The organism is Streptomyces sp. NPDC052299 (assembly GCF_040679335.1).
In the GTDB taxonomy this organism is placed as follows: Bacteria; Actinomycetota; Actinomycetes; order Streptomycetales; family Streptomycetaceae; genus Streptomyces.
On record NZ_JBFAUP010000026.1, the window covers coordinates 27,156 to 49,169 of the forward strand.

A 22,014-nucleotide genomic window follows, 5' to 3' on the forward strand; every position below is an offset into this window, starting at 1 on the left:
CGTCGTTCCTGTTCCGCCGTCAGGACCGACAGTACGAGCGCATTAGGTCAGATCCGGTCCTGTACGCGCGGTCAACGCCGCCTGACCTTCAGGGCGTTGTCCGTTCGGGTGGTGGGGTTGCCGTCCGGGTCGTTCTGGATGCGCTCGTGCTCCTCGCTGAGCAGCACCTCCCACTCCCCCTCCGGCAGCTCCAGCTGGGCCAGCACCTCGTCCGGGGTCGGCAGCTCCATGTCGGCGTGCCGGTCGTCCCAGGCCGGGAAGCCCGCGTGCCCCACGATCAGCAGCACCCCGCCCGGGGCGACCGCGCGGGCCGCCCGGTGCAGGATGCGTTCGCGGGGCAGGTCGCCCATGGAGTGCAGGAACTGCGCCGAGACCAGGTCGTACGCCCCTTCGGGGAAGGTGGCGCCCAGGTCGTGGAACTGCCAGTCCACCCGGTCCGCGACCCCGGCCTCCGCCGCGTGCTCGGCGGCCCGTTCGAGCGCCACGCGCGAGATGTCCGTCGCGGTGACGTGCCAGCCCCGGCCCGCCAGCCAGACCGCGTCCGCGCCCTCCCCGCAGCCCAGGTCCAGCGCCCGGCCCGGCGCCAGGTCCTCCACCTCACGGACGAGCACGGTGTTGGGCTTCCCGCTCCAGATGCGGTGGCTCTCGCGGTACCGGTTGTCCCACAGCTCCGCGTCGGACGGGGCGTTACGGGCTTCCACGGCGCGCTTGGTGTCCTCGGTGACGAGGTCCCCGTTGATGGCCGCGCCCGCCTTGAGCCCGGCCGCCGCCGCGCCGATGACCTGGTCCATGAGACCGGTGACGTTCCCGGCGACCCACACCCCGGCCGCCGCCGTCGCGCCGGCCGGGTCCGCCTCGATGTACGAGCCGACGGTGTGCCCGCCCATCTCCAGCGGTACGGGGCGCAGCCCCAGGCTCTCCAGCACGCCGGAGCGCGCCGTGAACCTCGGCTGGACGACGACGGCCGCCCGCTCGACCACCCGGCCGCCCGCGAGCCGGACGCCGGTCAGCCGGTCGTCGGTCACCTCCAGCCCGGCCACCTCGCCGTCCACGACCGCGATGCCGCGCGCCGCCAGCTGCTCGTACTCCTCGTCGGAGGGCTCGGGCCCCTTGTGCAGGAAGAGCGTGACGTCCCCGCTCCACTGCCGCCACAGCAGCGCCTGGTGCACGGCCATGGGGCTGACCGCGATGACGCCGATCGCCGCGTCGCGCACCTCCCAGCCGTGGCAGTACGGACAGTGCAGCACCTCGTGGCCCCACCGCTCGGCCAGGCCCGGGACGGGCGGCAGCTCGTCGGTCAGCCCGGTCGTGACCAGCAGCCGCCGCGCCGTGACGGCCGTCCCGTCCCCGCGCACCACCCGGAATCCGGCGTCCTCCGGCAGCCGCTCGGCCACGGTGACCTCGCCGGTCACGACCTCGACCCCGTACCCGGCGACCTCCTCCCGGCCGATCGCCAGGAGCTCCCCGGGCGGGGTGCCCTCGCGCCCCAGGTAGTTGTGCACGTGCGACGCGGGCGCGTTGCGCGGACTCCCCGAGTCGATCACGAGCACGGACCGCCGCGCCCGCCCGAGGGCCAGCGCCCCGCTCAGCCCGGCGGCCCCGCCACCGATCACCACTACGTCGTACATCTGCGTGTTGTCGCTCATGCGAACCTCCTCCATCTACGGAGATGGTGGGGCCCGCGCGCGACTGCGGCAAACATCCTTGCCGGTGCGGCAAAACGATCCACCCGGACACAAGGCCGCAACCTTCGCCGTACCGAATAACGTACGCATCTGGTACCGTTTTAAGTACGTCTCTATCGCGACCTGGCGACATGCACAGGAGGAACCCCATGACCATCAACGCAAGCGAAGCACGGAAGGACTTCTTCGGCCTGATCCGTCGCGTCACCGAGGACCACGCACCGGAGCGCGTCACATCGAAGGCGGGCACCGTCGTGATCATGTCTGAGGAGGACTACAACGCCTGGGAGGAGACGATGTACCTGATGCGCTCCCCCCGTAACGCCGCCCGCCTCATGCGCTCCATCGAGCAGATGGACGCCGGCCGCGGCACCGTACGAGACCTGATCGACACGGAGGACGCGTGAAGACGTCGTTCTCGGACGACGGGTGGGAGGACTACACCCACTGGGCCGACACCGACCGCAAGACGCTCCGCAGGGTCAATGACCTCATCAAGGAGATCAAACGGACCCCTTTCGAAGGCAGGGGCAAGCCCGAGCCACTGAAGGGGAATCTGTCCGGCTGGTGGTCCCGCCGCATCACGCAGGAACACCGGCTGGTCTACCGCGTCACCGACTCCGGCGGCCTGGAGATCATCCAGGCCCGCGACCACTACTGACCGCCAGGGGCCAGAAGGAGAACCTGCGCACTCTCAACGCTTCGACCTCCCGGCTCACCACGACGTCCACCGCCGTCGCCCCCAGCCGCCTTCCGCCGTCGGCCTCCGGTTCGCGTTCTATCCAGGTCCCCAGCGCCACCTCCAACGCCCAGCGACCGGGCGATGTCCGCGACCGGCATCCCCGGACTGCTTGCCGCGAGCCATGGCAGATGACTTTCACCCACAGCTCGTCGCGTGACCTGCCGTTCAGGTGTCGGCATCGAAGGGGTCACCTCACACTCCTGCCGAAGCCCGGCTGACCAGCCAATCCACCCGTCCCTACGACAGCAAATCGAAACCCGGAGTGCGCCACCCTGAGGCGACGCTCGGGCCCTCGGCCTGCACAGCCTCAGCCCTCAACAGAACACGGGCCACGGAATCCGTCGGCGGCCCGTCACGAAACTTCGAGACTCACGTTGCCGTCAAGGCGCCCAAAAGCCCCCGCCGGAGAAATTCCGACGGGGGCTTGGTGCTTTGCTACCGCGAGGCTCGCGCAATCCACTCCTCTAGCCCCAGCACAACCGCCTCTAGCCGGTCGTCGAAATCCGCGCTAGAGAGCTCCCCACCGTCGAAGGATCGCCAAACTCCGGATAGGGAATCAATCAGATCACCCTGCCTCATAAGGAGATCAGACAACTCCTCTCCACTTAGCGAATGCTTCCCCTTGGAAATCATCCAGACGACACTCGCCGCGTCAGTCGAGATTCCTCGACCCGCGAGTTCGACAGCGCGCCACGAAACCCTGGAGTCAGCAGCGACCTTGAGGAATATATCGAGCGCCTCGGAGTTTCTTGTAGCCATCCAGGTTCCTTGCGATCGGGACACAGCACTTAAACACACTGGTCAAGACGTCATCAGCGAGAAGCCTGCTGGCCGCCCGAGAGGAACTTCCTCATCCAGGGAATGGCCGCTTTCCCTTCGGGAACGTCAGCCCCTCCCGCTCGGAGCACATTCGCGCAGTACGTCAGACAACTATTCCCCAGCGGGTGATACGGACCCCAGCTCCCCTGAGTGCACCTGATCGGTGCCCAGGTGTCCATGTTCCGGCGAGCGGCCGGGTTAACTCAGGCGGCCCTCGCGCATCGATGCCGCGTCAGCGACGACACGATCGCGTCGATCGAGCAGGGGCGGCGCCTGCTTCGACGGGACTTCGCCATGCTCCTGGATGGACTCCTGGAAACCAAGGGGGCCTTGCAGGTCGCCGTGGAGAAGGTGCCGGAGAAGGAGCGGTTCCCGCTCTTCGTGCAGGACTACGTGGAGTACGAGCAGGAGGCCGTGGCACTGCACTCGTACGAGAACCAGCTCGTACCGGGGCTCCTCCAGACCGAGGACTACGCGCGAGCAGTCTTCAAGTCCTCCTATCCGCCGCTCGAACCGGAGGAGGTGGAGGAGCGCGTGAAGAACCGCATGCAGCGGCAGGCCCTGCTGGAGCGCAAGCCCCGCCCCATGCTGAGCTTCCTCCTGGAGGAGGTGATCCTCCACCGACCCATCGGCGGGCCCGACGTCCTGCGGGAGCAGATCCGGCGCTTGCGCGAGGTCGCCGAACTGCCCTTCGTGACCATCCAGATCATGCCGACGAATCGCCGGACTCATGCCGCACTCGACGGCCCGATGGTCCTCCTGGAAACCGCGGATCACGATCAACTCGCGTACATCGAAGGGCAGCGCGTGAGCTTCCTCGTGGACGACGCCGAGGAAGTCAGCGTCTTCCAGCAGAAATGTGGGATGCTCCGGTCGCAGGCGCACTCGCCCGAGGAGAGCATCTGCCTAATGGACGACCTGCTTGGAGAGACATGACCCGCGCAGCACACGGCACTGGACTCAGCTGGTTCAAGTCCAGCTACAGCGGCAGCGAAGGCGGCAACTGCCTCGAAGTCGCCTACCACTGGCGCAAGTCGAGCTACAGCAACGACCAAGGCGGCGCGTGCGTCGAGGTCGTCGCGCACCCCGCGGCCGTGCACATCAGGGACTCCAAGGTCACCGACGGCCCCGTGCTCACCGTCCCGCCCGCCGCCTGGGACGCCTTCCTCCGGGCGAACGCCTAACGCCTCGTCGCCGTGAGGTACACGCGGCGGGCCGGGATCTCGTCCTCGTACGCCTCGCGGACCGTGCAGTCGTCGGTCGTGAAGCCCGCCTCGTGGGCCGCCCTGCGGAGCTCGTACGCGGTGAACTCCGCCCAGTAGACCTGGAGTCCACTGCCCAGGGGGTCATCGATGACGCCGTCCCCCTCGCCCTCCTTCGCGACGACGAGCAGCTGGCCGCCGGGGCGTATCGCGGCGGCCCAGGACGCCATCGTGTCGGGCAGCAGGCGCTTGGGCTGGTCGTGCAGGGAGTAGTACGAGACGAGGCCGTCCAGCGGGCCGCCGGTGACGGCGCGCTGGTCCATGACGGCGAACCGCACACCCGGCTGCTCCCGGCGCGCCAGCGCGACGCAGCGGGGCGAGAGGTCGATGCCCAGCATGTCGAGCCCGTGGGCGGCGAGCAGGGCCGTGACGTGGCCGCAGGGCCCGCAGCCCGCGTCGTACACCCGGCCGCCCGCGCCGACCCGCTTCGCGAACATGCGCAGGACCTCGAGGTCGTACGGCTTCGCCTCCAGCTCGTACCGGAAGAGCTGGAGGTAGTGCTCCGCGCGCGCGTCCCAGGTGCGGACGACGTCGGCGGAGCTGCCGGGGGTGGACGGCGAGGACAGGGGTATGTCGGCCATCACGGCAACCTATCGCGCCGGGGCGGCCCCGCTCAGGCGAACTGGCCGACCACGTAATCGCCCGCAGGCTGCCGTACGAGCACGTTCAGGCGGTTGAAGGTGTTGATGACGGCGATCGCGGAGACCAGGGCCGCGAGCTGGTCCTCGTCGAAGTGCTTGGCGGCGTTGGCCCAGACCTCGTCAGGGACACCGCCGTCCGCGAGGCGGGTGCCGTGTTCGGTCAGTTCCAGCGCGGCGCGCTCGGCGTCCGTGAAGACGGTGGCCTCGCGCCAGGCCGCGACCAGGTTGAGGCGGGTCGTGGTCTCCCCGGCGTGCGCGGCCTCCTTGGTGTGCATGTCGAGGCAGGCCGCACAGCCGTTGAGCTGGCTGGCCCGCACCCGTACCAGCTCCTGGGTGGCGAGGGGCAGGGCCGAGTCCTCCAAGGCCCTGCCCGCCGCGACGATGTGCTTCATGGCCTTGGCCGAAACGGCGTGGGTGAAGAGGTTGAGACGAGCGTCCATGATCGGTTCCTGCCTTCTGTCGAGTGGCTGCTACACCTCTCTGACGTGGCGGCCGGGACCGAGGTAACAGGCCCGCCCCGTCACAGCCCCGCGCGCAGGGCGTTCACGCGGGCCGCCGCCGCGTCGAAGGCGGTCGGGTCGAGCGAGTCGCCGAGGGCGTCGGCCAGGGCGGCCACCGCCTCGTCGCCCTGCGAGACGCTGCGGGCCGAGCAGAGCAGCAGGTCCATCCCGGCCGCGGCGGCCTTCACGGCGCGCTGCGACGTACTGCCGTAGGACGAGAGCGCGCCGGCCTCCAGCGCGTCGGTGACGGTGACGCCCTTGAAGCCGAGGCGGTTGCGGAGCTCTCCGACGACGGTCGGGGAGAGACCGGCGGGGCGGGCGGAGTCCAGGCCCGTGTAGATCGCCCAGGAGAGCATGACCAGCTTGACGCCCGCCGCGATCGCGTCCCGGTAAGGGGCCTCGTCCACGCTGCGGAGGGTGGTGGCGGAGGTGGAGATCGTGACGGACCGCAGGTCGGTGTTCTGGCTCGCCGTCGCCGGGCCCAGGCCCGGGAAGTGCTTGGCGGTGGCGGCGACGCCCTCGCGCTGCTGGGCGGTGATGAAGTCCGCGCCACAACTGGCCACGGCGGCGGCCGACTTGCTGTACGAGCGCTCGTACTGGTCGGTGAAGTCGCCGTCCTTGCGGTAGACGTCGAGGACGGGGGCCAGGTTGACGTTCATGCCGACCCCGGCGAGGTTCATGCCCGCGCCGCTGCCGGTGAAGTCGGCCCAGTAGTGCGGATCGGCGGAGGCGCCGACGTCCTTGGCGGACTTCACGGGCTCCCCCGGCAGGCGGCGGACCATGCCGCCCTCCTGGTCGGTCATGAGGAGCAGCGGCGCCTGGATGGGTGACGAGGCGCGGGCCGCGTTCATCGAGCGGATGACGCCCTCGATCTGCGTCAGGTTCTCGACGTTCTCGCCGAAGAAGATGACGCCCGCCGTGTGGCCCTGCTCGATGGCCGTCATCAGGGAGGCGGGGGGCGTGAGGCCCGGGTAGGAGTGGATGACGCGCTGCCCGGCGCGCTGGAGGGGGGACAGGGCGGAGAAGCGGGGGCGCGTGCTCTCCGGCAGCCGGAGGGCCGCCTCCGCCGCTCCGGCCGCCGGGCCCAGACCTCCGGCGAGGGCCGCGGCCCCGGCGATCAGGGCGCCGCGCCTGCTCAGGGGTGGGGTCATGAGGTGCTCCTTCGTGAACGGTGAGGGCGGGCGGGGACCGGAGCGGCCCGTCCCGGCCGCTCCGGCGCGTACACCTATACGTTTACGTTCACGGCGTGTTGTTCGCCAGGGCGAGGAGCCGGGAGCGGTCGCCGCCGAAGCGGTCCCGGTCGACGTTGCCGGAGACACCGCTCACCGAGCCGGTGGAGCTGTACTGCCAGACGGTGTAGTAGGGGAAGCCCGACGGGATGCTGGGAGTGCCGGTGGTCCAGTGCGCGACCCAGAGCGGGCTGCGGGCGGACATGCCGCTCCAGCCGCCGGTGCAGGTGTTCCACCAGCTCGGGCTGGTGTAGATCACGACGTCACGGCCGGTACGGGCCTTGTACCGGTTGTAGAAGTCGAGAATCCACTGCTGCATGGACGCCTGCGAGTAGCCGTAGCAGGTGCCCTCGATGTCCAGCACGCCCGGGAGCGTCAGGTTGTCGCGGGACCAGGCGCCGCCGTTGCTCGCGAAGAAGTCGGCCTGGGCCGCGCCGCCGGAGACGTCCGGGCGGGCGTAGTGGTACGCGCCCCGGATGACGCCCGCGTTGTAGGCGTTCAGGTAGTTGGCACTGAACGTCGGGTCCTTGTACGTCAGCCCCTCGGTGGCCTTCATCCAGGCGAACTCGATGCCCGCGCCGCGCACGGAGCTCCAGTTGATGCCACCCTGCCAGCTGGAGACGTCGATGCCCTCGGGGGCCGCCTTGAGGTTGGCGTCCGGCTGGGCGCCGAGGTGCAGTTGCCGGGTGTCCGGCTTGAAGTCCTTGGCGTCCTGGACGTAGCCGACGCCCATGTATCCCTTGCCGAGCGGGACGGGGTTGTCGTGGCGGGGCGTTGACGAGGCGGTGCCGGACATCAGGCCGAGCAGCAGCGCCGCGCTCGTACCGAGGACGCCGGCCGCGGTGAGTCTCTTGCGAGTAATCATGAGGAGCCTCCTGCTGGTGGGGGGAGCGGCCGTGGCCGGACCGCTCGGGCAGCACGCTTCACGCATGGGTCTACGCGCGTCTACTTGTCGCGAACACGACATAGTCAGCCACAGAAGTGACCCTCTGGTAAACAGTTTTCGTGCCTCGTTAGTGGTCTAGACCTCCACTCATCGCCGTGAACTGCGCGAACGCCCGCCGCCTGCCGGAACTTTCGGGATGCCCGTCCCGGTCCGTCAGGCGCCTCCCCCACTCGATCGGGTGGACGTTCTCTCCCAAAGGCATGATTCGCGGGCAAATGACGTCGGTGAGCGCGATCATGCCTCGGTGATCTCTACCAACCGGACGGTCCGCCGTCCCAAGTCCCCTGTTCTGGCCGGGTTCGGCGGTGTTCTCGCGCTGCTGAGCCTGATCCCGGCGCTCCCCGCCACCGCCGCCGCTCCCGCGCGCGACAGCGCCGTACGCACCACCGCGTATGCGGCGCCCAGGCCGGTGACGCCCGCCGAACGCCGTACCGCCGACTACCTGGACTCGTTGCGGGGGCGGCCCGCGCAGCTGCGGGCCTTCTTCAAGGAGCTGCCCAAGGGCGGCGACCTGCACAACCACCTGTCCGGCGCGGTGACCACGGAATACCTGCTCCAGCTCGCGATCGAGCAGGGGCTCTGCATCGACGCGACGATGACCGCGGTGGCGTCCCCGTGCGCCCCTGGCGCCCGCCCGGCCTCCGACGCCCGCACGGACGCCGCGTTCCGGCAGCAGATCATCCGGGCCTGGTCGATGCAGGACTTCCCGGCCGACGAGTCCGGGCACGACCACTTCTTCGACACGTTCGGCAAGTTCGGCATGGCCACCTGGTACGCCCGGGGCAAGATGCTCGCCAACGTCGCCGACACCGTCGTCAAGCAGAACCAGTTCTACCTGGAGACGATGGTCAGCCCGGCGTCCGAGAGCGCCAAGAAGCTGGCAGACGAGGTGGGTTACGACGCCGACCTCGCCGCGTTCCACCGCAAGCTGGTCGCGGGCGGCAAGCTCGACAAGGTCATCGACGAGGCGGTCCAGGAGGCCGACGACACCGACGTCCAGTTCCGCGAGGCCGCCCACTGCGACACCCCGCGCCCCGCCCCCGCCTGCAGGCTGCCCGTCCGGTGGATCTCGCAGGTGTCCCGGGGCAGCTCCCCGGCCCGCGTGTTCACGCAGATGGTCGTCGGCATGCGGCTGGCCGAGCGCGACCCGCGGTTCGTCGCGGTCAACCTGGTGCAGCCGGAGGACTGGGACAGCTCGCTGGAGAACTACAGCCTCCAGATGCGGATGCTGAAGTACCTGCGCGGGCAGTACCCGGGCGCCCACCTCACCCTGCACGCCGGTGAGCTGGCCCCGGGCCTGGTCAAGCCGGAGGACCTGACCTTCCACATCAACGAGGCGGTGCGGGTCGCCGGGGCCGAGCGCATCGGCCACGGCGTCGACCTGGTCCACGAGGACGACTGGCGCGCGCTGGCCCGGACGATGGCCCGGCGCCACGTGGCCGTCGAGGTGCCGTTCTCCAGCAACAAGCAGATCCTCGGCGTCGCGGGCGACGAGCACCCGTTCAACGCGTACCGCCGCTACGGCGTGCCGATCGTGCTCTCCACGGACGACCCGGGCGTCTCCCGGATCGACATCAGCCACGAGTACCAGTACGCGGCGAAGACCTACCGCCTCTCGTACACCGAGCTGAAGGACCTGGCCCGCGCCTCGCTGGAGTACGCCTTCCGCGACGGCCGCAGTCTGTGGGCCACCGGCACCTCGCCGTCCGGCTACCGCGTGGTGGCCGCCTGCCGGGCCGACCGCCCCGGTGACGGCCGGCCGAGCGCGCGCTGTGCGGACTACCTCGCGGGCAGCCCGAAGGCGGCGACCGAGTGGCGCCAGGAGGCGGCGTTCGCCGCGTTCGAGCGCGCCCACGGGGGTCGCTGAGGACAAGGCACGAAGGGGGTACGGGCCGCGGGCCCGTACCCCCTTCGTCATACCGTCGGAGCCTCCGCCTCGGAAGCCCCCGTCTCAGAAGCCCCCGCCGAAGTCGCCGCCGCCGCCGAAACCGCCTCCGTCGAAGCCGCCGCCGTCACCGCCGCCGAAGCCGGACGAGTCGAAGTCCGTGCCGGAGAAGTCACCGCCGGAGAAGTCACCGCCCGTGTCTCCGCCGCCGTAGTCGCCGCCTCCGTAGTCCGCCGCGTACGCCGGGGTGGCGAGCATCGAGCCGAGCATCGTGCCGACCAGGAGGCCCGGCAGCAGCCCGCCGCCGAAATAGCCGCCCGCCCAGGGACCGTAGGCCGGGCCCGCCTCCCAGTACGGCCGACGCGTGCCGTCGCCCACCTCGACCGTCCGGCTCATCGGGTCCTCGCCCTCGCTCAGCCGCACCCGGTCCGCCGCGCACACCGGGACCTCCCGGGCGCTGCCGCCCGCCGGGGCCCAGCGGACGTCCGCGACCGAGGGGCCGTGGCGGGGGTCGAAGAAGCAGGGCGGGCGGCGGGCCGGGAGTTCGCGGCCGGAGCGGCGGGCGTCGAGCACCGCGAGCGAGTAGCGCCCGTCCTCCAGGGCCTGGGTCACCCCGCGCACGTCCGAGGGGTGCTTCGCCCCGGCCATGCGGGACTTGGCGCTCTCGTAGGAGTCGAGGGCGCGCTCGTAGTCGCCGCGCATCGCGTCGTCGGCGCCGGGCTCCGCCGGGTGGAAGTCGAGCCGTTCCAGGGTCTCGCCGTACGCCGTGATGTCCTCGTCCACGACGACCCGCAGCTTGTCGAGCGCGACCCGCTCCTCTTCCTCCCTGCGCCTGCGGTTGCGGCGGACGACCGTGTACGCGGCGGCCCCGCCGAGGACCACCACGGCTCCGGTCACGGCCAGGCCGACGGCGGCCGAGCCGCCGGTGGACGCGGAGTGCCCGCCGCCGCTCCAGGAGGCGGGGGCGCTTCCCCGGGCCTGTTCGACGGCGCGGTCCACGAAGGCGCCCAGCTGGGTCGCCGCATCGGTGTCCGCGCCGGGGGTCTTCACGGCGGCGGTGAGGTTGATGACGGCGTTCCGGGACATCACCTGGGGATCGGCGCCCGCGCTGAAGCCGTCGCCGAGGCGGATCGCGTAGACGCCGGTGATACCGGTCTCGGCGCGCAGGGTGCGCAGCACGGTGTCCTCGGGGAAGGCGGCGGTGTTGGGCAGCACGGCCACGAAGACCGGCTTGTCCGCGTCCTCGATCTTCTTGCCCAGGGCCGCGGCCTGGCTCCGGGAGAGCTGGTCGGACGCGGCCGGGTCGACGTAGACGGGCCCCTTGCGCAGGGCCTGGGCGACGTCGTTCACGGTGGAGGCGTCGGCCCTGGCCGGGACGGCCGGGGCCGCCGCGGGAGCCAGGAAGAGGGCGAGGGCGGACAGCAGGGCCAGCAGCCCCGCCAGGAGCGCCGCCGGGGCCGTCGAGACGAAGAACGGCCTGTTCCGCATACTCCCAAGCTAACGCACACGCGTACGAAACGGGCGGGCGGCCTCCTGGTGCCGCCCGCCCGTTCCGCGTCCTCAGGCGGCCCGGTAGGCCGTCCTGAGCTTCGCCACCGCACCGGTGAGATCACCGGTGAGCAGCAGGTGGTCGGCGTCCGCGAACGGCTTGGACACCTTCTCGGTCAGCTTGCCGCCGGTCTTCTGCTGGACCAGCAGGCGGGCCTGGCCGACGATCTCCCGGCCCACCTCGGTCCGGCCGAGTCCGCTCTTCTCGGCGACCCGGGCGGCCGCACCGAGCAGGGCGAGGGTGACCTCGCCGCCGGCCGGGGGCTTCTTCAGCGTGGTGAGGCCCCAGCCGTACGGGAACTGCGGGTCGTAGGACGCGTCGCCCACGTTGACCGGGAGCTGCGCCTCGGACTTGGGCCAGGTCACCGGGAGCTGCCCGGTGAAGGGCCGCTTGCCGAAGAGGACGTCGGCGACGCCGTCGCCCTCGGAGCCCGGCAGCCAGGACGCCACCAGCGCGTCGATGCCGTCGAGCTGGTCCCCGATGAGCTGGGGGCGGCCCGAGACGATGAGGACGGCGCACTTCATCGCGGCGCAGACCTTGTCGATGGCGGCCCGGTCGGCGTCGGACAGCTTCAGGTCGTGCCCGTTGCCGACGTCGCCGACACCCTCCGCGTACGGGGTCTCACCGACGACGACCACGCCCACGTCGTATCCGGCCGTGTCGGCGGACGCGTCCTTGGAGTACGTGACGGACGCGGCGTCCTTCTTCATGGCGGACAGGATCGTGGTGCCCGGGGTGATGGGACCGGAGGAGCCCTGCCAGCTGATGGTCCAGCCGCCCGCCTGGTTGCCGATGTCGTCGGCGTTGGAACCGGCGACGTACACCTTCTGCGAGGACTTCAGCGGCAGCACGTTGCCGTCGTTCTTCAGCAGCACCTGCGACTTGGCGGCGGCTTCGCGGGCCACGGCCCGGTGTGCGGCGGAGCCGATCTTCTCCAGGTTGGCGGTGTCCGCGTACGGCTTCTCGAAGAGGCCCAGCCTGAACTTCTGGGTCAGGATGCGGGAGACCGCGTCGTCGATCCGGGACTGCGGGATGCGGCCCGCGGTGACCTCGTCCTGGAGCGTCTTCGTGAAGTCCTTGTACTCGGTCGGGACCATGATCATGTCGAGCCCGGCGTTGATGGACGTGCGCACGTCGCTCGCGTAGTCGCCGGGGAGCTGGTCGATCGCCTTGTAGTCGCTGATGACGAAGCCCTCGAAGCCCATGCGGTCCTTGAGGACACCGTTGATCATCTCGGCGTCGCCGTGCATCTTCACCGGGCCCTGGTCGTCCCCGATGATGTCGAGCGAGGAGTAGGACGGCATGACCGTGCCGACGCCGCGCTTGACCGCGTCCTCGAAGGGCGCGAGGTGGACGGCCTCCAGCTCCTGCCGGGTGACCTTGGTGACGCCCTGGTCGGTGGTGTACGAACCGGTGGTGGACGAGCCGTACTCCGTGCCGCCGTCGCCGACGTAGTGCTTGGCGGTGGCCAGCACCTTGTCGTTGCGGTGCAGGTCCTTGCCGTTGGCCGCGCCCTGCATGCCCTGGATGACGGTCTCCAGGGACTTCACGAGGGCCGGGTCCTCACCGTACGACTCGTAGGACCGGCCCCAGCGCTCGTCGCGCGAGACGCAGAGGCAGGGCGCGAAGTCCCACGGGACGCCGGTCGCGCGGACCTCGCTCGCGGTGACGGCACCGGTCTTCGCGGCCAGCTCCGGGTCGCGCGTGGCGCCGAGGCCGACGTTGTGCGGCATGACCGTCGAGCCGACCAGGTTGTTGTGGCCGTGCACCGCGTCCACACCGTAGATCAGCGGGATCTGGAAGCGGGTGGCCTGGGCGCGCAGCTGGTAGCCGTCGATCATCTTCGCCCACGCCTCGGGGGTGTTGGGCGAGGGCACCGAACCGCCGCCGGAGAGCAGCGAGCCGAGGTCGTACGTGGCGATGTCACCCTGCGAGGAGAGCGCGTTGCGCTCGGCCTGGGTCATCTGGCCGGCCTTCTCGGCGGGCGACATCCGGGAGAGCAGGTCCGCGACGCGCTGCTTCACGGGCAGCTTCGCGTTCTGGTAGGGCAGCCCGTGGGCGTCGATGACGGCCTGCGGGTTCTCCTTCGGGGGCCGGGCGCCGGTGACGGTCAGCTCCAGCGGGACGGTCTTCGCGGTGGCGGCACCGGAGACCTTCTTCGTCGCGACGTCCACCTGGTGGGTGGTGCCGGACGCGGTGCCCGCCGGGAAGGTGTACGTGCCGCTGACCGGCGTGTAGTCGGTGCCGGACTCCGCCGTACCGCCCTTCGTCTCGTACGCGACGGTGACGGGCTCCTCCAGCGGGACGGACCCGGTCGTGGTGAGCGTGAAGCCGAGGGACGCGGTCGCGCCCTGCTTCACCGGGACCACGGCCGCCTGGGTGACGACGCTCGCCTTCAGGGCCGCGTCGGCCTTGCCATACAGCTCCATGCCGTCCATGGCGAACGTGCCGGGGGCGCCGGTCGGCAGGGTGAGGGCCCAGCCCCACATCTCGTTCAGGCCGAGGACCTGGTCGATGCCGCCGACGGGCTGGTAGTCGCCCCGGTAGGTGAAGTCGGCGAACGGGATCTCGACGAGGTGCCAGCCCTCCCAGTCGTCGGTGAACGAGGTGGTCCAGAGCTCGGACGCCTCGCCGTTGGCGCCGCCGTCCTTGATCTCGAAGTTGATCCGCTTGCCCGAACCGGGCGGCAGGGGCGCGGTGTTCTGGCCGTACCACCAGAAGCGGATGCCCTTGTGGGCGGACCAGTCGTGCGGCTGCGCGTCGGCGGCGTAGTCGTGGCTGAGGCCGCCGTAGCCGCTGATGTCGTAGCTGCCTTCGAGGACCTTGTCGCCCTCGGGGGCGTCGGCCCGGTCCTTCAGCGCCAGGGTGGGGGGGTCGTCGGCGTCGCCGCCCCAGGTGAAGATGCCCTCGGCCGGCTGGCCGGCGAAGGGCACCTCCCCCTCGAAGCGGTCGATGGCGACCGGTGCCGGTTCGTCGGCGGCCGGTGCCGCCGTGGACGGGACCGCGCCGGCGAGCAGGCCGGCCACCACGGTGGCGGCGGCCAGCACGGCGGTCGCGGGTCTCGCCCGGCGTCGGGTGCGGGGTGGCATCTGTGCGGCTCCTTCGTACGGTGCCCGTGCGCGGCCCGGCGGGGGTGCCGGGCCGCGCACGGGACGCGGGTGGTACCGGGAGGTGACGTGCCATGGGGGGTGGTGGTGCGTGGGGGGTGGCTCGGGGGTCCGGGGGCGCTACTTCTTCTGCTCCACCCGCACCCAGTCGATCTCCGCCTTGACGCCGCCCTGCGCGACCCGGTCGACGCTGGACTGCGGAAGACCCCAGTAAGGGCTGGTGACCTTGTTCCACCCGGCGGGATAGGCACCGCCGAGCGCCAGGTTGAGGATCACGTACTGGTTGTGGTCGAAGACCCACTTGCCGCGCGTGGACTCCAGCTTGGAGCGGGAGGTCGTCTGCACGACGCGGTCGTCGACGGTGAACGTCATGCCCTCGGGCGTCCACTCGACGCCGTAGGTGTGCCATGCGTCGGCCCGGCCGCCGTTGGCGTACGTCTGCTGCTTGCCGATGTTGCCGTCGGCGGAGTAGCCGGGGCCGTGCAGGGCGGAGCTGGTCCAGTCGCCGTAGCCGATGTTCTCCATGATGTCGGTCTCGCCCGAGCCGGGCCAGGAGACGTCCGGGTCGTCGACGTCGCTGCCGAGCATCCAGAAGGCCGGCCAGAAGCCGTCACCGACCGGCAGCTTCATGCGGGCGCTGACCTTGCCGTAGGTGAAGTCGAACTTGGTGTTGGTGTCGATGCGGCCGGAGGTGAAGTCGAAGGTGCCCGCGGGGGTCTGGGTGCAGCCCTTGCAGTACTTCGACTGGAGGACCAAGGAGCCGTTCTCGGTACGGATGTTGTCCGTCGAGTCGACGTACGCCTGGGATTCGCCGTTGACCGGGTTCATCTCCGTGCCGGTGCGCACGACCCGCCACTTGTCGCGGTCGAGGCCGGAACCGGTGAAGTCGTCGAAGAACGTGGTGGTGTAGGCGCCGCCCGGGTCCTTGGGGAGGGCCGGGTAGGCGGCGTTCGCGCTGCCGCCGGTGCCCCACACCTGGAACTCGTAGAGCGAGTAGCCGAACTGGGCGGTCGCGGGCGCCGGGTTGTAGAACGAGCGGCGCTCGACGCCCAGCATCCGGACGTAGCGGCCGGTCGCCGGGGTGGGCAGCTGGACGGTGTCGTGCCGTCCGACGGCGTCGCCGGGCGACTTGACGTCGGCGCGGCGGGCGGCCACCTCGGCGGCGGACGGCTGGTAGACGGTGCGCCAGGTGCGGTTGTCGTCGGAGACCTGGATGCGGTAGTCGACGGCGTAGGCCGCCTCCCAGTACAGGTCGACGCTGTCGATGGTGGAGGTGGCGCCGAGGTCGACGCCCACCCAGCGGTTGGCGTTCCAGTCGCTGGACCAGCGGGACCGGTCGGCCTTCAGGTCGGCGGGCCAGCCTCCGTCGGTGACGAAGGCCGGGGAGTTGCCCGCGTGCTGGTAGAGGTCGCCGTACGCGGGGTGGTTGAGGGCCAGGTTGCTGCGGGTGGTGGAGGCCGGGGCGGGCTCTCCGCCGTACACCTTGAAGGAGTACAGCGAGTAGCCCCAGGGGGTGGCGCGCTGGATGCCGCGCATCCGGACGTAGCGGCCGGTGACCTCCTGCGGGTAGGTGTGCGCGGTGACGCTGCCGCCGGTGCCGTCGTCCTCGGTGTAGAAGGTGGTCCAGTCCGTGCCGTTCCTCGACACCTCCAGGACGTACTTCTTGCCGTAGGCGGCCTCCCAGTCCAGGGTGACGCTGCTGACCCGGATGACGGAGCCGAGGTCGACCCGGATCCAGGCGTCGTCGGCGAAGTTGCTGGACCAGCGGGTGGTGCCGTCGCCGTCAGCCACCGCCCCCGGTCCGGAGGCGTCGTTCTCGCTCCCGGACGCGGTGACGGAGCCCGGGTCGGCGGCGTGGGCGGCGGCGGCCCAATCGGTGTCCCAGGCCGCGGCCTCGGCCACCGCCGGCCGGGGGGCCGGGGCGGCGAAGGCCGTGGGGGCGGCGAGGGCGATCAGAGCGGCGGTGGCGGCTGCCAGGGTCGTACGAGAGGGCATGGTGGGGTGTCCCGTTCGTATCGGTGAGGGTGAGCGGCCACCCGCGGCGGTGGGGCTAGGGCGTGTCCCGAAAGTAGCGCCGTCCGCCCGGAGGGCGGGCCGGGCGGCGTCTGGAGCGTGCGTGCCAGACGCCGCCCGGCAGGCGGGACTTTCGGGACGCGCCCTAGGCGTCGCGGGTGAGCCGGATGGTGTCGCGGTACCACTTGGCGCTGTCCTTGAGCGTCCGCACCTGCGTGTCGTAGTCGACGCGGACGATGCCGAACCGCTTGTCGTAGCCGTAGGACCACTCGAAGTTGTCCATCAGCGACCAGGCGAAGTAGCCCCGCACGTCCGCCCCTTGGGCGCGGGCGGCGGCGACGGCGGCGATGTGGTCGGCGAGATAGGTGGTGCGGTCGGCGTCGTGGATCTCGCCGTCCGCGGAGACGGTGTCGTCGAAGGCGGCGCCGTTCTCCGTGATGACCGTCGGGAGACCGTAGTCCTTCTCCAGACGGACGAGCAGGTCGGTGAGGGCGGTGGGGGTGATCTCCCAGTCCATGGCGGTGCGCGGCAAGTCGCGCTCCACCTGACGGGTGACGGGCAGCCCCTCCGCGTCCGTGGTCGCCCCGTCCTCCGTGACGCCGGAGAACAGCGCGCCCCGGTAGAAGTTGACGCCGAGCACGTCCAGCGGCGTCGAGATGGCGGCCAGGTCGCCGTCCTGGACGGGCAGTTCGATGCCCTGGGCGGCGAGGTCGGCGACGATGTCCTCGGGGTAGCGGCCCTTGACGACCGGGTCCAGGTAGAGCCGGGCGCCCATGCCGTCGGCGCGGCGGCACGCCTCGGCGTCCTCGGGGCTGTCGGTCTCCGGGGTGGCGGTGCCGAGGTTGAGGGTGATGCCGAGTTCGAGGTCGTTGCCCCGGGCGGCGGCCTGCTCGCGGAGGTACTGCGAGGCGAGGCCGTGGCCGAGGAGCAGGTGGTGCACGGCGTGGATCGCGTCGCCCATGTTCTGCCGGCCCGGTGCCTGGCCGCCGTAGGCGTAGCCGAGCATCGCGGAGCACCAGGGCTCGTTGAGCGTGGTCCAGTGCGTGACCCGGTCGCCGAACGCGTCGTAGGCGAGCGCGGCGTACTCGGCGAAGCGGTACGCGGTGTCGCGCACCGGCCAGCCGCCCGCGTCCTCCAGCTCCTGCGGCAGGTCCCAGTGGTAGAGGGTGACCCAGGGGGTGACGCCCTTGGCCTCCAGCTCGTCCAGCAGGCGCTTGTAGAAGTCGAGGCCCTTCGGGTTGGCCGGGCCCCGGCCGCCCGGCTGGACGCGCGGCCAGGCCAGCGAGAACCGGTACGTGTCGACGCCGAGGTCCGCGATCAGCTGCACGTCCTCCGGCATGCGGTGGTAGTGGTCGCACGCCACGTCGCCGTTCTCGCCGCGCACGACCATGCCCGGCACCCGGCAGTACGTGTCCCAGATGGACGGCGTCCTGCCGTCCTCGGCCGCCGCGCCCTCGATCTGGTACGCGGCTGTGGCGACGCCCCAGCGGAAGCCGGCGGGCAGACCGGGTACGGCCCGGGCGGCGATCTCGCGGGCGTATGCCTGGGGGGTGACGAGGTTCATGCTTCTCCTGTGGTGTGCGTTGCTCGGGGGCTGCCTAGGCGCGGGCGGCGGGGGCCGGGGCCTCGTGGTGGAGCCAGCAGGCCACCGAGCGGGAGCCGTCCGTGCCGGGGGCCGCGAGCACCGGGACGTGGGTGTCGCAGCCCTCGGTCTTCTTGGCGCAGCGGGGGTGGAAGGCGCAGCCGGCGGGCATCGCCGAGAGGTGCGGGGGCGAGCCGGGGATGCCGCTGAGTTCGCGGCGGGGGCCGTGCAGCGCGGGGAAGGAGTGCAGCAGTCCGGCGCTGTACGGGTGGTGCGGGTCGCGGTAGATCTCGGTGGCGCCGGCCTCCTCCACGATCCGGCCGCCGTACATAATCGCGATCCGGTCGGAGAACTCGATCAGCAGCGAGATGTCGTGGGTGATGAAGACGACCGAGAATCCGAGCTCCTCGCGGAGCCGGACCAGCTGGCGCAGGATCTGCCGCTGCATGACCACGTCGAGCGCGGTCGTGGGCTCGTCCATGATGACGATCTCGGGTTCCAGGGCGAGCGCCATCGCGATCATGACGCGCTGGCGCATGCCGCCGGACAGCTGGTGCGGGTAGGCGCCGAGCCGGTCCGGGGAGATCCCGACGAGGCTGAGGAGTTCTCGGGCCCGGGCGGTGCGGTCGGCCTTCCTCATCTCCGGGCGGTGCGCCTGGAGCACGTCGGTGAGCTGGGCGTGCACCGTGTAGACGGGGTTCAGCGAGTTCATCGCGCCCTGGAAGACGATGGACAGCTCCTGCCAGCGGAAGGCGCGCAGCTCGGCCGCCGACATGGCGAGCAGGTCCATGGCCTCGCCGTCGCGCCCGTGGTAGTGGACCTCGCCGCCGGTGATGACGCCGGGCGGGGAGAGGAGCCGGGTGACCGCGTAGGCCAGGGTGGACTTGCCGGAGCCGGACTCGCCGGCCAGGCCGAGGACCTCGCCGCGGTGCAGGGTGAGGTCGATGTCGCGCAGGGCGTGGACGGCGTCGGCGCCGGTCCCGTAGTCCACGTTCAGGCCGCTGATGGTGAGGACGGGCTCGCTCATGAGCGGGTCTCCTTGTGGCGCGGGGTGCTGGTGCCGGTGCGGGCCACCGGGGTGAAGCCGACGCGCATCCTGACCTTCTTGGAGCCGCCGGTCTCGGTGCGCAGGCGCGGGTTGACGAATTCGTCGATGCCGAAGTTGATCAGGGCGAGGGACATGCCGAGCAGGGCGATGCAGAGCCCGGCCGGGACGAACCACCACCAGGCGCCCTGGGCCAGTGCCTGGCTGGACTGCGCCCAGAAGAGGACGGTGCCCCAGTTCCAGTTCGAGATGTCTGCGACGCCGATGAAGGCGAGGGTGATCTCGGAGAGGATCGCGAAGATGACCGTGCCGACGAAGCCGGACGCGATGACGGCGGTGAGGTTCGGCATCACCTCGAAGAGGATGATCCGCCAGGTCGGCTCGCCCGTGGCGCGGGCCGCCTCCACGTAGTCGCGGCGGCGCAGCGACAGGGTCTGGGCGCGCAGGACGCGGGCGCCCCAGGCCCAGGAGGTGACGGCGATGACGAAGGCGATGAGCAGGTCGCCGGCGTCCGTGACGAAGCTGGCGATGATGATGATCAGCGGCAGTCCCGGGATGACCAGGAAGACGTTGGACAGCAGCGACAGCACCTCGTCGGCCAGCCCGCCGAGGAACCCGGCGGTGACGCCGATCAGCACGGACAGGGCGGTGGCGAGGATGCCCGCGACGAAGCCCACGACGAGCACGCCCCGGGTCCCGACGAGGATCTGGGACAGCACGTCCTGACCGGTCTGCGTGGTGCCGAACCAGTGCGCCCCGGAGGGGGCCTCCAGCAGGTCCTGACTCATCGCGCTGGGGTCGTACGGGGCGATCCACGGGCCGATGATCGCCATCAGTACGAAGAAGAGCAGGATGCCCAGGCCGATGACGGTCTTCCGGCCGCGCAGGAACCGGAACTTGCGCTTGCTCGCTGCCGGGGTTTCGGTCGCGTCGAGTACGGCGACCTCGGATGCGGTGACGGCCACAGCCCTACGCCTCCCTTCGGGTACGGGGGTCGAGGAGCATGTAGAGGATGTCGGCGAGGAGGTTCGCCGCCAGGACGGAGAGCGTGATGATGAGGAAGATGCCCTGCATGAGGGGGTAGTCCTTGGCGCCCACGCCCTGGAAGAGCTGGTAGCCGATGCCCGGGTAGGAGAAGACCATCTCCACCAGGAGCGTGCCGCCGACGATGAAGCCGAGCGAGAGGGCGAACCCGGAGATGTTGGGCAGGATCGCGTTGCGTGCCGCGTAACCGAACATCACCCGGCGCTCGGAGAGGCCCTTGGCCTGGGCGACCATGACGTAGTCCTCGCTGGACACCGTCACCATCATGTTCCGCATGCCGAGGATCCAGCCGGCGACCGCGCTGAGGACGATCGTGAAGCCGGGCAGCACCCCGTGGTACAGCGCGCTGGAGATGAACGGCCAGTCGAAGGCGGGCACCAGCGAGTTGTCGTAGCCGCCGTCGGCCGGGAAGAGCGGCCACTTCACGGCGAACAGCGAGATCGCGATGAGCCCGAGCCAGAAGTACGGGATGGACGAGATGAACGTGGTGACGGGCAGCAGGTTGTCCATCCAGGAGCCGCGCCGCCAGCCCGTGAAGACCCCGATGCCGGTGCCGAGCAGGAAGCTGATCAGCGTGGTGATCCCGACGAGCGCCAGCGTCCAGGGCAGCGACTGCGAGATGACCTCGCTGACCGGGGTCGGGAAGAAGGTGAACGACAGGCCGAGGTCGCCGTGGAACAGGTGCACCCAGTAGTCGGTGTACTGCTCCCAGAGCGACTGCTTCTTGTCGAGGCCGAAGAGGGCCTTCAGCGAGTCGATGGCGCTGGTGTCCAGCTGGCCCTGGAAGCGGGCGATGAGCGCCTGGACGGGGTCGCCGGGCATCAGGCGCGGGATGAGGAAGTTGATCGTGATCGCGGCCCAGGCCGTGACCAGGTAGAAGGCGAGCCGTTGGAGCAGGAACTTCACTTCGCAGCCTCCTTCTCGTGGTCGTCGGTGCGGGCGGTGCCGGTGCCGTCGTAGAGCCAGCAGGCGGCCCACTGGCCGTCGGCCAGGTCGAACCGGGGCGGCAGTTCGGTGCGGCAGCGCTCCATGGCCTTGGGGCAGCGGGGGTGGAAGCGGCACCCGGCCGGCGGGTCGATGAGCGACGGGGGCTCGCCGGTGCCCTGGTCCTCCGGCTCGTCCTCGGCGGCCTGCCGGTCGGGGTGCGGCGCGGAGGCGATGAGCAGCTGGGTGTAGGGGTGTGCGGGGCGCTGCGTGACGGTCTCGCTGTCACCGCCCTCGACGATGCGGCCGGCGTACATCACCAGGGTGGTGTCGGCGAAGTAGCGGGCGGACGCGATGTCGTGGGTGATGTAGAGGATCGCCAGGTGCAGCCGGTCCTTGAGGTCCTTGAGCAGGTTGAGCACCCCGAGCCGGATGGACACGTCCAGCATCGAGACCGGCTCGTCGGCCAGCAGGACCTGGGGGTCGGCGCCGAGCGCGCGGGCGATGGCCACGCGCTGGCGCTGACCGCCCGACAGCTCGTGCGGGAACTTGTCCAGGTACTGATGAGGAGGAGTCAGCTGGACGCGGTTCAGCAGAGCGGTCAGGTTCTGTTCCAGTTCCGCCTCGCCGCTGCCCGCCCGACCGTGGATCTTCAGCGACCGGGTCAGGTGGTAGCGCACGGTGTGCACGGGGTTCAGCGAGGCGAACGGGTCCTGGAAGATGAGCTGGACCCGGCGTACGTAACTGCGGAAGGACCGGCCACGTCCGGCCTTCACCGGCTGCCCGTTCAGGTGGATCTCGCCCGAGGTGAGCGGATACAGCTGCGCGAGCAGTCTGGCGACGGTGGACTTCCCGGAGCCCGACTCCCCCACCAGTGCCGTGACGGTGCCGCGCCGCAGTTGCAGCGAGGCGTCGTCCACGGCGTGGACGGTACGGCGCGTGCGCGCGAGGAGGTCGCGTGCGTTGCGCCGCACGGCGAAGTGCTTGGTGACTCCGCGTGCTTCGAGCACGATGTGGTTGTTCTCTGGCTGTTCAGACATG

General features: G+C 70.7%; 19 protein-coding genes. 5 read left to right on the plus strand and 14 right to left on the minus strand.

Going from position 1 to position 22,014, the window contains the following annotated elements; all coding sequences use genetic code 11:
* Positions 1-71: 71 nt before the first annotated feature.
* A complete protein-coding gene (locus AB0L33_RS31475; RefSeq protein ID WP_365686836.1) occupies positions 72-1,646 on the minus strand; it encodes an FAD-dependent oxidoreductase in 1,575 nt (524 codons plus the stop codon).
* A gap of 188 nt (positions 1,647-1,834) precedes the next feature.
* Between AB0L33_RS31475 and AB0L33_RS31480 the strand changes: the two genes are divergently transcribed.
* Both AB0L33_RS31480 and AB0L33_RS31485 read left to right on the plus strand, forming a co-directional pair.
* On the plus strand, positions 1,835-2,092 hold the full coding sequence (locus tag AB0L33_RS31480; RefSeq protein ID WP_032763654.1) for a type II toxin-antitoxin system prevent-host-death family antitoxin: 258 nt from the start codon (positions 1,835-1,837) through the stop codon (positions 2,090-2,092).
* Entirely contained in the window at positions 2,089-2,346 is a 258-nt protein-coding gene (locus AB0L33_RS31485; RefSeq protein WP_365686838.1) for a Txe/YoeB family addiction module toxin, read from the plus strand. The genes AB0L33_RS31480 and AB0L33_RS31485 overlap by 4 nt, the downstream gene beginning before the upstream one ends.
* A 516-nt stretch (positions 2,347-2,862) precedes the next feature.
* Here AB0L33_RS31485 and AB0L33_RS31490 read toward each other — a convergent pair.
* Positions 2,863-3,186 carry a hypothetical protein gene (locus tag AB0L33_RS31490; protein ID WP_365686839.1) on the minus strand — a complete coding sequence of 108 codons (324 nt, stop codon included), beginning with the start codon at positions 3,184-3,186 and terminating at the stop codon, positions 2,863-2,865.
* A 210-nt stretch (positions 3,187-3,396) separates the two neighbouring features.
* Between AB0L33_RS31490 and AB0L33_RS31495 the strand changes: the two genes are divergently transcribed.
* Positions 3,397-4,182, plus strand: coding sequence for a helix-turn-helix transcriptional regulator (locus AB0L33_RS31495; protein ID WP_365686841.1), 786 nt, complete (start codon positions 3,397-3,399; stop codon positions 4,180-4,182).
* Positions 4,179-4,430: a DUF397 domain-containing protein gene (locus AB0L33_RS31500; RefSeq protein WP_365686843.1), complete on the plus strand. Its 252-nt coding sequence runs from the start codon at positions 4,179-4,181 to the stop codon at positions 4,428-4,430. The genes AB0L33_RS31495 and AB0L33_RS31500 overlap by 4 nt, the downstream gene beginning before the upstream one ends.
* Here the strand turns inward: AB0L33_RS31500 and AB0L33_RS31505 are convergent.
* The 4 genes from AB0L33_RS31505 to AB0L33_RS31520 all read right to left on the minus strand — a co-directional run bounded on the left by AB0L33_RS31505 (position 4,427) and on the right by AB0L33_RS31520 (position 7,743).
* A complete protein-coding gene (locus AB0L33_RS31505; protein WP_365686845.1) occupies positions 4,427-5,089 on the minus strand; it encodes a class I SAM-dependent methyltransferase in 663 nt (220 codons plus the stop codon). The genes AB0L33_RS31500 and AB0L33_RS31505 overlap by 4 nt on opposite strands.
* Positions 5,090-5,121: 32 nt before the next feature.
* On the minus strand, positions 5,122-5,589 hold the full coding sequence (locus AB0L33_RS31510) for a carboxymuconolactone decarboxylase family protein (protein WP_365686847.1): 468 nt from the start codon (positions 5,587-5,589) through the stop codon (positions 5,122-5,124).
* 80 nt (positions 5,590-5,669) lie between these two features.
* Positions 5,670-6,800: a glycoside hydrolase family 3 N-terminal domain-containing protein gene (locus tag AB0L33_RS31515; RefSeq protein WP_365686849.1), complete on the minus strand. Its 1,131-nt coding sequence runs from the start codon at positions 6,798-6,800 to the stop codon at positions 5,670-5,672.
* Between the two features lie 88 nt (positions 6,801-6,888).
* Positions 6,889-7,743, minus strand: coding sequence for a GH25 family lysozyme (locus AB0L33_RS31520; protein WP_365686850.1), 855 nt, complete (start codon positions 7,741-7,743; stop codon positions 6,889-6,891).
* A gap of 325 nt (positions 7,744-8,068) precedes the next feature.
* Here AB0L33_RS31520 and AB0L33_RS31525 point away from each other — a divergent pair, with 325 nt between their 5' ends.
* The gene (locus AB0L33_RS31525) at positions 8,069-9,691 is read left to right on the plus strand and encodes an adenosine deaminase (protein ID WP_365686852.1); all 1,623 of its coding nucleotides are present in this window, start codon (positions 8,069-8,071) and stop codon (positions 9,689-9,691) included.
* An 84-nt stretch (positions 9,692-9,775) separates the two neighbouring features.
* Here AB0L33_RS31525 and AB0L33_RS31530 read toward each other — a convergent pair whose 3' ends face one another.
* The 8 genes from AB0L33_RS31530 to AB0L33_RS31565 form a co-directional block, all read right to left on the minus strand.
* Positions 9,776-11,197, minus strand: a complete 1,422-nt coding sequence (locus AB0L33_RS31530; protein ID WP_365686854.1) for a hypothetical protein — start codon at positions 11,195-11,197, stop codon at positions 9,776-9,778.
* A 72-nt stretch (positions 11,198-11,269) separates the two neighbouring features.
* Complete coding sequence (locus AB0L33_RS31535) at positions 11,270-14,347, minus strand: glycoside hydrolase family 3 N-terminal domain-containing protein (protein WP_365686855.1); 3,078 nt, start codon at positions 14,345-14,347, stop codon at positions 11,270-11,272.
* Positions 14,348-14,485: 138 nt separating this feature from the next.
* Complete coding sequence (locus AB0L33_RS31540) at positions 14,486-16,360, minus strand: discoidin domain-containing protein (protein ID WP_365686856.1); 1,875 nt, start codon at positions 16,358-16,360, stop codon at positions 14,486-14,488.
* 163 nt (positions 16,361-16,523) lie between these two features.
* Entirely contained in the window at positions 16,524-17,942 is a 1,419-nt protein-coding gene (locus tag AB0L33_RS31545; RefSeq protein ID WP_365686858.1) for a GH1 family beta-glucosidase, read from the minus strand.
* Positions 17,943-17,976: 34 nt separating this feature from the next.
* The gene (locus tag AB0L33_RS31550; protein WP_365686860.1) at positions 17,977-18,987 is read right to left on the minus strand and encodes an ABC transporter ATP-binding protein; all 1,011 of its coding nucleotides are present in this window, start codon (positions 18,985-18,987) and stop codon (positions 17,977-17,979) included.
* The gene (locus tag AB0L33_RS31555) at positions 18,984-19,970 is read right to left on the minus strand and encodes an ABC transporter permease (RefSeq protein ID WP_365686861.1); all 987 of its coding nucleotides are present in this window, start codon (positions 19,968-19,970) and stop codon (positions 18,984-18,986) included. The genes AB0L33_RS31550 and AB0L33_RS31555 overlap by 4 nt, the downstream gene beginning before the upstream one ends.
* A 4-nt stretch (positions 19,971-19,974) precedes the next feature.
* A complete protein-coding gene (locus AB0L33_RS31560) occupies positions 19,975-20,955 on the minus strand; it encodes an ABC transporter permease (protein ID WP_365686863.1) in 981 nt (326 codons plus the stop codon).
* A complete protein-coding gene (locus AB0L33_RS31565) occupies positions 20,952-22,013 on the minus strand; it encodes an ABC transporter ATP-binding protein (RefSeq protein ID WP_365686865.1) in 1,062 nt (353 codons plus the stop codon). Before AB0L33_RS31565 ends, AB0L33_RS31560 begins: the two co-directional genes overlap by 4 nt.
* Position 22,014: the final 1 nt, after the last annotated feature.